Here is a 12815-nt window from a genome sequence, read left to right as displayed (position 1 = left end):
CTACCTCACCACCATCTTCCTACGATCCGTCCCCGTAAAAGCAAGTCCTAACCATAAACCAACTCCAACCAAGAAGAAAATCATAAAGGAGCTAATTGCAATATACATCTTTCCGGTTGCAAACCCTGTTGTAAAAGCAACAAATAAACTGAATGCGACCAACCCGACTGCCACTGCATATAAAATGGCACGAACCCTATTCATTGCATATTTCTTACTGCTTTCTCTCGTTAATCCGCTATACGTAATGATGGCAATCCCAAACACAACAAAAATCGCTGTCCCTGTCACAGCTTCCAATTCCATATCCATAAAATACAACATGGAAGATGTTAATACACCGAACAAAATCAACAATATCCCTGTAATCAACCCAGCCGCGGAGATTCGCGCTGTCATGGAAGAGTACACCGCCTGCTTCGCTTTGTCCTGCCCTACTTCCCGCATATCATCGACCAGTCCGCTAAGGTCGCCCATGGAACTAACTGCTTCCTTGAATGCGGCTGACTCATCCATTCCTTCCTTCTTGTAGTCTGCGATTTTCTCTTTTAGATTGGTTGCTAGCTCTTCTTTAAGATCAAATAATTGCTGACTTTCACCAACACCGGAGAAAAGCCCATCCACATACGCCTGGACTTTTTTGTCCACATTATTTCTCATCATTCTCCATTCCTCCCTCTATCAAGTCATTAAGTATCTCTTTAGCAATCTTCCATTCTTTCTTGTACTGATTGTAGCGCGCCGTACCATCTTCCGTTATTCTGTAATATTTCCGACGGCCACCCTGGGTTTCATCTCCCCAATAAGAAGCGATAGATCCTTCCTTCTCGAGGCGACGAAAAGCTGTGTAAAGCGTTGCCTCTTTCAACTCATATTGATTTTTACTTAGTTCCATAATGGACTTAAAAATCTGATACCCATAACTATCTCCTTGCCGAAGCACATTTAGAATAATGGTATCTGTATGCCCCCGTATCAAATCAGTCGATATTTTAGTTTCCACATTTTCTCACCTCCTGGTTATAATTTACAACACATTACTTTGTCTGTCAAAGTAATTTCTTCAACAAAGTACTTGATTGATGTGCAAAATTTCATACAAAATACTTTCCGTATTGGCTTTTTTAGCTACTTACAATGAAACTATTTATTTTTTTCCAAACCCAAACAGTGGGTGCTTCGTCTAAAATGGAGAAAGGAGGGTTGTCAACATGAACGAACTAGAACACAAGGCAGTTTCTAAAGTGTTTGCTACAGATAAGGAACAGCTTATCCATGAATTAATGAATGAGAACGGGGACGCGGTACTCCATCTTGTTTTTACATATGTTAAGAACCAGACGATAGCAGAGGATTTAACGCAAGAGATTTTCATCAAGTGCTATGAGAAGCTTGACCAATTCAAGCACCAGTCTTCCATAAAGACTTGGCTCTACCGAATTGCCAGCAACCATTGTAAAGACTATCTAAGGAGTTGGCATTATCGAAAGCTAATTCTCAATGAAAAACTATTGGACTATATACCTTCCAAAGCAAAAGATGTCGAGGTAGAGGTTATATCCAAAAGCGAAGAAGAAAGCCTGACCAATGCAGTAATGGGATTGCCTGTAAAATATCGTGAAGTGGTGGTCCTTCATTATTATGAGGAACTTCCTTTGGCTGAAATTAGCAAGATTACCTCGGTTAATGTAAATACGATAAAAACAAGACTTAAACGCGCAAAAGAGATATTAAAAGAACACTTGATAGAGGAGGTTTAAAGAATGAACGATCCATTTCTAAATTTCAAAAAGTCTATGAAAAAGAATGTTTTCAAAGATCTCTCTTTTACAGAAGAACGAAAAGCTAGAGTGAACGAAGCGATACAGTCCAAGCATTCATACTCTACGCTTCACTCATTTAACGAAAAAACCGTCCTTTCCATTTTGGAATCTCTACAACTAGAGGCCAAGCATGGATTTGATATTTCCACACAACTTTTCCAAAAAGAAGAACACAGCTTTTTACACAATGAAGGACAACTTTATACCCTTTTACATTTGTTAGAGAAAAAAGAAATACTGACTTCTATGTGGAGAGAGGATAAGAAGTTTTATGCACTAACTGCAAAAGGTCGGAAGTACTTGGCAGCCGCCTTTAAAAAAGGATATGCCAAACAACCGTTTCTATTAAAAGAATTACTAGAGGAGGCCTCCTTATGAGTTCACCGATCTTTAATGAATTTCTAACAAAAGTAATCTCAAAAGTAAGATCCAAAGAAGCGCACAGCATGATTAGAAAAGAGCTCCACCATCACCTCCTAGAATTAAGCAAGTCTTTTGAGAACCGTGTAGATTCCTTAAAAGAAGCAGAGGAAAAGGCCGTTCAAGAAATGGGGAATCCTTATTCCATTGGGGAAAAATTAAATAAGCTTCATAAACCTAGAATGGACTGGATACTCATTAGTCTATTTATTGTGATTGGTGCAATCAGCTTTCTCCCCTTAATCGGAAATGCACCTGGCTCATTATTTTTGAAACAGCAGGTAATTTGGTACAGCCTGGGAACAATCGTCCTGATTGCATTTCTATTCTTTGATTATCAAAAACTGAAAAATTGGTGGTGGATTTTTTATAGTAGTGGCGTGCTAGTACTCCTAATCCTTCCTGTATTCGGTGTTTCAGCAGGCGGAGTCAAGAGATGGATCTCATTTGGCGGAATTACGGTGGATGCGGCTACCATTTCTATGCTTTTGTTTTTCCTAGCGTGGGCTGGTATTTTCACAAAATCTGACATGTTTAACGGCTGGAAACAAGTAATGATGTTTGGTCTTTTCTGGATACCTTTCATGCTTTTCATGATGCTTCCTTCCTTGCCTTACAGTATTTTTTATTTTTCATGTGTATTAATGATGTTTATTTTTTCTAAAAAACGAAAAATGAGTGAGGTCATCTTGATTACAGCAGAATTGACTACGTGCCTACTTTTTATTGTGCTGATTTTAATTACCTCTCAAGGCAGTCTATTAAGTGATAGATTATTTTCTTTTCTTTCCCCTGAAAAATATTTTGATGGACCGGGTTATATGTACATCTTAATCAAGGGACTCATTGCTGACGCAGGTTGGTTCGGAAATGGGTTAAATGGGAATAGTGCCATTCAATCCCTTCCAGACGCCCATACAGAATTCGCTTTCCCTTACCTTGTTTACTCACTCGGCTGGGCATTTGGAATAGCTCTTTGCATTTTACTGATGGTTTTTATATGGAAAATTTCAAGAAATGCAAGCAAGACGAAGGATTCTTATGGAAGGATTTTAGTAGTTGGTGGCGCTACCTTAATCGCAGTCCCAGCCATATGGAACATTCTTATGGGGGTAGGTTTTGCACCAATAGTGGGTGTATCACTACCATTCATCAGCTATGGCGGGACCACACTGATTTTTTATTCCGCGATTTTAGGGATTATCTTAAGTGTTTACAGACGGAAAGATATCGTCGAGCGGCCAAGTGAGGTTTAGTTCTGAAATGAAAAGGGAGGTTTCTACTGTGTAAAAGTAGAAACCTCCTTCATTTTTTGGCTCTATTTAAGCATTTTGTTGATTTTTGCAGCAACCTAGCTGGTGATTGGAGCAAAAGGCGAAGACTCCTGAGGGAGCTAGCGCTAGGTGGAGACCCCGCAGGCGTAGCCGAGGAGGCTCCAGCAGTGCCCCTAGGAAAGCGAAGCCATTTGCGGAAATCACCAGCGGTGTTTAGTACAATTTCAAAATAAAGGTCTTTTTCAGTAGCTTCTGCGCAAGGATATGAGACTCCCCAAACGCCCCTAGGAAAGCGGACCCTAGTACGTAAATCACCAGCGGAGTTTAACAGAGCCTTTACTTAAACAACTCTTTCAACAAAGTCCAAAACCCCTTCTTCTTCTCCGGCTCCGCTTCCTTCGGTTTCTTCTCTTCCATCTTAATTGCTTCCGTTTTAATCACAAACTGAACGGAAGTCACTTTCTCATTTTCTTCCGATACAAACGACACAGGTTTAAAATCCGACTTATCGTATTCCTGAATCATCTTATCGATCTCAGCTTGCATTTTGGCAGGAAGGTCTTTCGTTTCGGAATACAATTCCTCTGTTCCCTCCGATAACTCATTCACTCCTGATGACAGTTCACTCGTACCGTCCGTCAAGCCAACCAAGCCTGTATGAAGTTGTGAATAGGATGTGGATAGCTCTGCAACTCCATTCGTATAGCCCACCAGCCCAGAATGGAACTGATTATAGTTGACTGCTAATGTTTCCAATCCTTTCGTCAACTCTGCAAACCCACTCAAGTCCGTTTCCTCTATTGAAGCAGATAACTCATCCGCAATTGTCGTCAACGTGCCACTTATCCCTCTTACTGCTCCATCGACTTGCTTCAAGGATGGTTCCACTGCCGCAAATGCTTCCTGCACCTGTGCATAAGTCCCTTTTACCTTTTGAGCAGCTGCATAATTGGCTGCTAACTTATCCACAACGGCTGGGTCTGCACCACTTTCATATAACCCGGCAATTTCTTCTTCCGAAAGGTCACCGGCAGGAATTTCTGTGATTGCTCCATCTAGTGCAGCATAGGCCGCCCCGTAGTTTTCCTGTAACTTCACAAGACCATCCGCCGTTGCATTCAAGCCTTGTGCAAGTTCACGCAACCCGGCAGGCAATTCGGTCAAACTGCTCAGATCAACGTCTGCCGCACCATTGGAAAGCTCACGATTAATCGTTCCTAGCGCTTCTTTTATAGAGCTCGATGCTCCCACCAACTCAGATGAGGAGCCATTCAACTGATTGATGCCATTTTTATATTGCGCAGAGCCATCCCTTAGCTTCGCTGCACCGCTGTTCCACTCAGAAACCCCGTCCTGCAGCTCGCCAACTCCATCATTCAATTGCCTAATGGCATCAGACAGTTCCGCCATATCATTGGTCATCCCTTCCGTTCCGGTTGTATCAATCGGAAGGCTGGATGGGACTGCTGCTATCTCGACACCATTAAATTCAAAGTTTTCTACATCGGCCTCGACCTGAAGCTGCTCTTCTTTTCCAGGCATCACCGTAAACGTGATCTGTTTATTTTTCCCCACATTTGCCTGCATGCCACCAGAAGATGCTTCAATATTCTGGTACGTATTTGGCAGTGTCAGGGAAACCTGAAGTAAGTAATTTTCATAAAAAACGGATGCAACACTATTGTTCGCCGCTGTTTCAACTTGTATTTCCACATGACCACTTTCCCCCGCAAGCTCTGCAGGGTCAACTTCACGTCCATCCAAAAGATACGTAACCGTCACATCCCAAGGCAGTACCGTTCCTTCTTCCAAGTCTCCTTGGTAGTAGAACTTCCCTTCCTGTTCCACATCGGCCACCACACGCTCGCCTTCTTGCTCAAGCTCTGTCATATCCGTCAGGTTTTTCACAGTTTTGTACTCCCCGAAATCGAGGATCTCTCCCGCCTTGGCAACCTCAAGGGTATTCACGACATAAATTGGTCCAAGGTCTCCATTGGCTTTCAGGGTGGCATAGACTACTTCTTCCTTGGATCGTACATTCTTTTGATCTTCTGCATAAGCCCCACTCGCATTCCCAAGAAATGAAGGCAAGAAAATCATTCCGGCTAGTGTAACAGATAGTAGTTTTTTCTTTCTCATCATCACTTCTCCTCTTTAAAATTGGATTTATAGGTCGTTTTCTTGATGAATCGATCACACACAAGCAGCATCGCCGGCAGGAAGAACAATACCATGACAAACGCTAGGAGCGCCCCTCTTCCAAGCAACAGTCCAATCGAACCGACAATCGGGTTAGAAGACGTAATCCATAAAATAAACCCGACACTTGAAAGGATGGCTGCTGAAATCGAAATCGAGAAGGTCTTCTCATCCAACGTTTTGATAATCGCCTTCCTCGCAGACATTTCCTTGCGGTGATGCGTGTAAGCCTCTGTAAACAAAATCCCATAATCCACCGTTGCTGCTAACTGCACCGTACTGATGATGAGGTAACCTACAAACACTAGGGACGTTTCCGTAAAATATGGGATCGATAAGTTCATCCACACAGAGGACTGAATCGCCAATAATAAGACAACCGGAATGGAAATGGACCGGAACCCAATCAATAACACAATGGCAATCGTCACAACCGTCAGCACATTGACCAGAATATTATCTTTCGTTACGGTTTCTTTAATATCATACAAGGTCACACTCTCCCCAAGGCTGAGCGCGGAATCCCCATAATACGCAGATGCGGCTTTATCCACATTTTCCACAATCGCAAACGGAATGTCTCCTTCTGTCGCTTGATTCGTATTGATCACTATACGGCTATAATTTTCCGAATAAAATTCATTCCGTACCTCTTCATCCAAGTACTCTGGTGGAATCACCGGGTCCACCATATTCACGTAAGACACAACGCCTGTGACATAGTCCATGGACTCAAGCTCTTCCACAAGTTCCTCCTCTTTTGCCACCTCGCCTTTTGGCACTAAAAGTACAATGGGAGTAATTTCGCCAAACGACTCGTTGATTTTTTTATAATCCGAACCCGCTCTCGTATGGTCTGGCAGTTCACCAAATCCATATGTAAAAGAGGTGTTGGTCTGTGCGAGGAATGCGGGCACCAATAATGCAAGTACGATGAGCAAACTTGGCACTCTTAACTTCACTACGAAGTTCCCAATTCCCTCAAAGCTTGGGATAAAGCTTCTGTGCTGCGTCTTATCCATCCATTTATAAAAGAACAGCGTTAATGCTGGGAGAAACACCATTACACTGATAAAACTAAGGACGATTCCTTTTACTAGATTCAACCCAAGGTCAGAACCAATCTCAAAGTCCATAAACGTCAGGGCGATAAAACCGAAAAAGGTTGTCGCAGCACTCGCAGTAATCGCTGGGAACGATTTTTTCATCGCAAGTTCCATGGCCTCTTCGGGATGGTTTGTTTTTTTACGATATTCGGTGAAACTGTGCAACAGGAACACCGCGTAGTCAAGCGAGACGGCAAGCTGCAAAATTGGCGCAACCGACTGCGTTACAAAGGAAACTTCCCCGATAAAGATGTTGGTTCCTAAGTTAATTAAGACAGACACACCAATTGCCGTCAGGAAGAATACTGGTTCCACCCAAGACGTGGTCGAGATAATTAGAATGAAAATAATGATAGGCACAAGCAGCATGGCCGCATACATCGATTCGTTTCCGGCCATTTTTTGTGAAGTCGCCGTATTAATCGCTTCCCCTGCAATTGCACCATTTTCACCAATCAATTCATAAACCGCATCCGTGATCGCTACCTCATCCCCACTACGGACGCTAATAGAAAACAGGGCATTTCCATTTTTGTAGTAACTTTCGACCATCTCCTGATCCGCTATTTCAAGTGGCGTTTTCAGGTCCACTACATCATCAAGCCAGATTACCTCTGCCACTCCATCGATGGCTTCTAATTTTTCTTTAAACGTAACGGCTTCCTGTATCGTCACATCAGCTATCATGACCCGCGTATCCGGAACTGCACCCGTAAATTCCTTTTCCATGATCTCCATGGCCTTTGTCGACTGGGCATCATCCGGCAGATAATCTACCATATTATAATTGACCGAGACAAAAAACTGCGCCACGGCCGAGATGATGGTCACCAACGCAAACACAATCAACACTGCCTTTTTATGTTTTATAATACGCGATGCAATATTTATCGTTGTTCATCCTCTCTTGTTTCTTACACCTTTTCATTTTATTATTATATTAGACACGGTGTTGGGTATACAACAGACAGTTGGGTTCCGTATGTTAGATAGACAACAAATCATTCTATTGTGTTGTTTTTTTATGAAAGGGTGTAAGGAAGATGAGCGAAAAGATGGATAGAAGAAAGCAGTACACACGCATGGTGCTGAAGGAAAGTTTACTCGACTTGCTTAAGGAAAAATCCATAGCAAGCATTACCATAAAAGAAATATGTACAAAAGCCGATATAAACCGCTCCACCTTCTATGCCCACTATTCCAGTCAATACGACCTACTTAATGCCATTGACGATGAATTCACCGAAGACATGGTCAAAACACTTAACCAATATAATTTCTCAAAAGAAGACGAGGCATACCAAATGGCCGAAAAGATCTTTGAATACATCGCTTCAAAAAGTGATATTTGTTGTATCCTGTTAAGCGAAAACACTGAAGTGCAATTCCAGAAAAAGGGCATGATGATTGCAAAGGAATACATTTTAAAGAATTTTATTCCTAGTAAACAGGTCGACGCGGACACCTTTGAGTATTTAAGTATATTCTTTGTTAGCGGCAGTATTTATATGATAAAGAACTGGTTGGAGAGTGGGAGGAACAAGACACCTAAGGAAATGGCGGGTTTGTTGAATGAGTTTTTGAACCGTGGGTTGAGGGGACAGGTGCGGTGAGGCAAGAGTTGGATATGGGAAGGGTGAAAGTAAAACGGGTGGAATGGAAAATAAATTGGGGACTTTGGAAAATAAAACTAGGGGAACGGAAAATAAATCGGGGACTTTGGAAAATAAATTAAGTCTAACGGAAAATAAAATCACCCGAACGGAAAATAAATACCCGCTTTTGGAAAATAAGTCACCGGAACCTACCATATCCCTCTCGATTCCGGGAAGCTCGTCATCATATGGTCCTTTAATCTCCCCCTTAACTAGCAAACTGACTAATCCTTAAGACTTTCTAGCTCAAAAAGAAAAAACAAGACCCACACATCAGGTCTTGTCTCTAACTCTATCTATTTCGCATTCTGATCTGGCTGGTGGATACCAAAAACGTTGCCTTCTGTGTCCGTGTAGTAACCCTGCCATGCCATTCCCGGTAAGGCATGCTTTGGCACAGCCACTTTCCCGCCGTGATCAAGTATCAATTTTTCCGTAACATCGTATTCTTCCACACCTAATGTGCAGGCAAAACCATTTAGAGGTTGATTGGCCTCAGGCGCGGCACCTTTTCGTTGCATCAATGCACCATTGATCCCTGGCTCCCCTTCTTCCCCTGTAACGGCTCCAAAATAAGGCGTTCCAGCATATTCGCTCCAATCCTGAAACGTCCAACCGAATACCTCTCCATAAAACCCCTTCGCACGCTCCATGTTATCCACATGAATTTCGAAATGAATTAATCTTCCCATAGTACCCCTCCTACTAGATTAATATTTCTAATATGTACCAATGTACTTCTCTATCATAAATCATCGATGGACATGGATTCAATAACTAGTTACGACGATACGGAAACTTCCTTCATTGCCTCCTCCAAAAACTCCAACACTTCCGGTTTCACTGGATAGAACCCCAATTCATTAGAGGCATCTTCGGACTTCCTCACATCCCAGAATTTCTCTGCCAATTCAACATCTCCATGAAAGGTATCCTGCGATAAAATCATCACATCCTCAGCAATCAGCTGGCCTTCTTTGGATGCAGGCTTTTTCCCGTCTTCAAGACAATGCTCAATCCGCTTAATAAGATTGATCCACTTCTCCACCTCCACCGAGTTGTCTTCCAACTTCGGCAAGTTCTCTTGCAAAATCACTTGCTCCTCCTCGCTGAACACCCTTGCCATTTCAGCTGCATGTTTCTGCCTCTTTCCTTCCAAACCCTCACCAAGCAAAGGAATTAGATGCTCCCATTTAATGTCCTCTTCAAGTTTAATCATGTTAAGCAGAGAGTGAGTGTGATCAAGCGATAGACTTAACCCCTCGAGGTCTCCCACCAACTTTTCCTTATGTAAAAGAAGAACCCTCTCGATCGTAATCTGATTTAACACTTTTTGAATATCCTTCAGAGGCAAAGCCGTTTCCTTTAACAGTATTACTTTTTGAAGCTGGAGGATATCGCCTGCAGAATATAACCGCCTTCCACTGTCAACCTTTTTTGTCGGTTCCACCAACTCAATATCGTCGTAATATCGCACCGTCCGTAGAGATACCCCCAAATTCTTAGCAACCTCTCCCGATGAAAAATAATTCATACATTCCCTCCTAAACTACTTGCAGGTTACGTAACGTCACCATTTATCCTACATTTATCATACAAAATATTTGGAGGAAATCACATTGGAAATTAACACAAAATGGAATGTTAATGAATTGATCCTACTACTCTTAATGGCATTAGTTTTCGTGCCAATTTTTATTGAGCTATGGCTGCACAGCGTTTTATTGCAAGCATTCGAGAACACACTATACGCTGGTACCTTGACAGGTCTAATCATGGCCATTATTTTCACACTAAGCGTGTACTTGGTTGCAATGAAACCTCATGGGTTTGGATGGGATGTTGTCGGCCTTCGTTCCTTTTCGAGAAGCTATTGGAAATGGATCCCGGTGTGGACGGCAGTATTGATTGTGTCTAGTATTCTATTGGTTGTTATCATGGATATGTTGGGAATCGGAGTCGACAACAGCAAATCTGAATCACTGAAAGAGCAGGTAACTTGGTTCACCTTCACCATTGGATTCCTTTCTGCAGCTGTTATCTCCCCCATCTACGAGGAAATCTTCTATCGAGGATTTTTATATAAGTGGATTCGCGGGAAATGGGGTGTGGGTGCTGGGCTTATGGTTAGCTCGCTCATTTTCACCGTCGTGCACATACCAACCTATAACACGCTGCCGGTCAACTTCCTTTCAGGTGTAATTTTTGCCTGGACCTATGAGAAGTCGGGGTCGATAGTTCCGGGAATGATTATTCATGGGGTGTTTAATGGGTTAGCGGTGGTGTTGACGGTGTTGGGTTGAGGGAACAGGCACGTCGACCAAGTGTGCGATGCTATTTTTGACGTATTTTGTCGAATGGCATGTATATCGCTTAAAGTCGCTCAAAAAAAAAAAAAAATGGCTAATAAATTTTAGAGTTTGGACAATAAATCTAATAATTGGACAATAAACTTACCCGCCAATCGAAAAGGAGCCATCCATTTTGGCTCCCATTACACTTTAAGCACCTGCCTACCAGCAACCCGCAGACTTTTCCGTGAAAAAACGACCACAAATACTGAAGCGACCACCAGAATTACAGTCAGAATCATAAAACACAACATTATCTCTCCCATGGAAACAAGCCCCGTGAACACCCCTAACAACACAATGCGCAACAAAAGCCCCACTGCTCTCAACAAACCATCGACCCTGCCTATTATCTCATTGGGAATCCGCTCCATCATAAAGGCATTCCGAGCAACCCTTGCACCGCCATTACCGAATGCGATCAACAGCATCATGAACAGATAGCCGCCAACGGGTAGATATACCATAACGGAAATGGCCATCGTAAAAAGGATCATCGTCCCTGCAACTAGCTTCTCATCCTCCCATATCCGCGCAGCAATCGGAACAATAATTCCAGCCAAAACGGCACCCAGCCCATACACCATCCCCTGGATTCCATAAATATCCCCCTCTACTTCCAACACATCCGCCAAGTAGACAGGAAACAAATAGTTTGTTAGCATCACCCCAATGAACGGTAAGGACGAGGCCAGCAAAAACAGAAACAAACCCGGCTCCCTTTTCATAAAATTAATAGCTTCAGAGGTACTTACTGAAACTGCTTTTTCTTTTCTCGTTCTCACATACGGTATTCTCACAAAAAAGTAGATGGCAAGCGCATACGTACATACATCCAAAAGCAAAATATAATGGAGATCCCACTTTAAAAGAAGCACACTCGCAATTGCACCAGCAAGCATACTTGACAGCTGACCCTGGACCTCCATCGTCCCGTTCAATACCTTAAACTGATTTTTATGAAACAACTCCTGATTTAAAGCAAACATCGTCGGATAGAAAATCGTGTAGTACAAGCTGCCAATCATGTAAATGATAATGTAGTGCCAAAGTTCGTACTCCATCCCCAGAAATCCCACGCCGGAAAACAAAATCAAAGCGATGAGACTGAGCACCTTACTGCTTACGATCATTTTCTTCCTAGAAACTTTATCAATTAAATACCCCAAATACGGTGTAAGGATAAAGTTAATGATCGTCATACAAATTGCCACAAAACCAAACACTTCATTGCCCTTATCGCTTGTCACCAACAGCCACGGAATCGCAATCATGGTGATCCCGCTGCCAATAGATGAAGCTAAATTCGCTAAAATGATATACCGAAACCTACTGTCCTTATATAAACTGTTCATTGCCGTTCTTCCTCTCCAGGTATGATACTTTTATCATAATGGAAGAAGAAAATGGCAACATTCAGCGAAGGAAGGAAGTTTGGATACAGCTTTGTGATGGGATAGGTACGACTTTGGGTGTAGGAGGACTATTTTTGCAATTGTTTTCCTCAGTTTTTCATGTCCAATCTCATTTACTGTCCAAACACACCCATTCACTGTCGGAAATGGCCCAAATACTGTCGTAAAAAACACAAATACTGTCCGTCGTCCCTACTTTACTGTCCAAACTACCCCAAATACTAGCGAAGCGACAAAACCCAACAAAAAACGACCCCGTCCAAAAATCTACGGAGTCGCACTATGTTATTTGGAAACAGGCACGCCGTTCCCCAACCGGGTCGGCGTGCCTCTTTGCTCCCTTATATCAACTATTAAGCACCTATTATAATTAAAAAAATGAAAAATGAAATAAATAACAATGCCGCATATAGAAGCATCACCAGCCGTGCTACAAACCAATTGAAGCGATCATAAGTAATTATTGCTACAAAATTCGTCAATCCTAACAGTGTTAGAAACAACAATGATCCTAGGCAATCCGAGTACTTACACAATCCATCAAATAATCTTTCACCTGCTCTTCTACTAAC

At 42.4% G+C, this 12815-nt stretch carries 12 protein-coding genes; 5 read left to right on the top strand and 7 right to left on the bottom strand.

Going from position 1 to position 12815, the window contains the following annotated elements:
* Both AAV98_RS03880 and AAV98_RS03875 read right to left on the bottom strand, forming a co-directional pair.
* On the bottom strand, window positions 1-663 hold the full coding sequence (locus AAV98_RS03880) for a permease prefix domain 1-containing protein (RefSeq protein ID WP_197284224.1): 663 nt from the start codon (window positions 661-663) through the stop codon (window positions 1-3).
* On the bottom strand, window positions 650-1003 hold the full coding sequence (locus tag AAV98_RS03875; protein ID WP_060664238.1) for a PadR family transcriptional regulator: 354 nt from the start codon (window positions 1001-1003) through the stop codon (window positions 650-652). The genes AAV98_RS03880 and AAV98_RS03875 overlap by 14 nt, the downstream gene beginning before the upstream one ends.
* A gap of 208 nt (window positions 1004-1211) precedes the next feature.
* Here AAV98_RS03875 and AAV98_RS03870 point away from each other — a divergent pair, with 208 nt between their 5' ends.
* From AAV98_RS03870 to AAV98_RS03860, 3 genes are read left to right on the top strand one after another with little or no spacing between them, the layout of a single operon-like run.
* Window positions 1212-1760 carry a sigma-70 family RNA polymerase sigma factor gene (locus AAV98_RS03870; RefSeq protein ID WP_060664237.1) on the top strand — a complete coding sequence of 183 codons (549 nt, stop codon included), beginning with the start codon at window positions 1212-1214 and terminating at the stop codon, window positions 1758-1760.
* Between the two features lie 3 nt (window positions 1761-1763).
* On the top strand, window positions 1764-2201 hold the full coding sequence (locus tag AAV98_RS03865) for a PadR family transcriptional regulator (RefSeq protein ID WP_060664236.1): 438 nt from the start codon (window positions 1764-1766) through the stop codon (window positions 2199-2201).
* Window positions 2198-3499 carry an FtsW/RodA/SpoVE family cell cycle protein gene (locus AAV98_RS03860; RefSeq protein ID WP_060664235.1) on the top strand — a complete coding sequence of 434 codons (1302 nt, stop codon included), beginning with the start codon at window positions 2198-2200 and terminating at the stop codon, window positions 3497-3499. Before AAV98_RS03865 ends, AAV98_RS03860 begins: the two co-directional genes overlap by 4 nt.
* Window positions 3500-3853: 354 nt before the next feature.
* On the opposite strand, the gene AAV98_RS03855 is transcribed toward AAV98_RS03860, so the two are convergent.
* On the bottom strand, window positions 3854-5659 hold the full coding sequence (locus AAV98_RS03855; protein WP_060664234.1) for a hypothetical protein: 1806 nt from the start codon (window positions 5657-5659) through the stop codon (window positions 3854-3856).
* Window positions 5659-7602: an efflux RND transporter permease subunit gene (locus tag AAV98_RS03850; RefSeq protein WP_231687699.1), complete on the bottom strand. Its 1944-nt coding sequence runs from the start codon at window positions 7600-7602 to the stop codon at window positions 5659-5661. Before AAV98_RS03850 ends, AAV98_RS03855 begins: the two co-directional genes overlap by 1 nt.
* A 263-nt stretch (window positions 7603-7865) precedes the next feature.
* Here AAV98_RS03850 and AAV98_RS03845 point away from each other — a divergent pair, with 263 nt between their 5' ends.
* Window positions 7866-8435 carry a TetR/AcrR family transcriptional regulator gene (locus AAV98_RS03845; protein WP_060664232.1) on the top strand — a complete coding sequence of 190 codons (570 nt, stop codon included), beginning with the start codon at window positions 7866-7868 and terminating at the stop codon, window positions 8433-8435.
* 338 nt (window positions 8436-8773) lie between these two features.
* On the opposite strand, the gene AAV98_RS03840 is transcribed toward AAV98_RS03845, so the two are convergent.
* Both AAV98_RS03840 and AAV98_RS03835 read right to left on the bottom strand, forming a co-directional pair.
* Window positions 8774-9169: a VOC family protein gene (locus tag AAV98_RS03840; protein ID WP_060664231.1), complete on the bottom strand. Its 396-nt coding sequence runs from the start codon at window positions 9167-9169 to the stop codon at window positions 8774-8776.
* 89 nt (window positions 9170-9258) lie between these two features.
* Window positions 9259-10011 carry a MerR family transcriptional regulator gene (locus tag AAV98_RS03835; RefSeq protein WP_060664230.1) on the bottom strand — a complete coding sequence of 251 codons (753 nt, stop codon included), beginning with the start codon at window positions 10009-10011 and terminating at the stop codon, window positions 9259-9261.
* A gap of 85 nt (window positions 10012-10096) precedes the next feature.
* Here AAV98_RS03835 and AAV98_RS03830 point away from each other — a divergent pair, with 85 nt between their 5' ends.
* Window positions 10097-10780, top strand: a complete 684-nt coding sequence (locus AAV98_RS03830) for a CPBP family intramembrane glutamic endopeptidase (protein WP_231687688.1) — start codon at window positions 10097-10099, stop codon at window positions 10778-10780.
* A 191-nt stretch (window positions 10781-10971) separates the two neighbouring features.
* Here the strand turns inward: AAV98_RS03830 and AAV98_RS03825 are convergent, their stop codons facing one another.
* Entirely contained in the window at window positions 10972-12183 is a 1212-nt protein-coding gene (locus AAV98_RS03825; protein ID WP_060664228.1) for an MFS transporter, read from the bottom strand.
* Window positions 12184-12815 lie beyond the last annotated feature (632 nt).

The organism is Bacillus sp. CHD6a, assembly GCF_001293645.1.
GTDB lineage: Bacteria > Bacillota > Bacilli > Bacillales > Bacillaceae_I > Sutcliffiella_A.
This window is presented reverse-complemented; position numbering and strand designations above follow the sequence as displayed.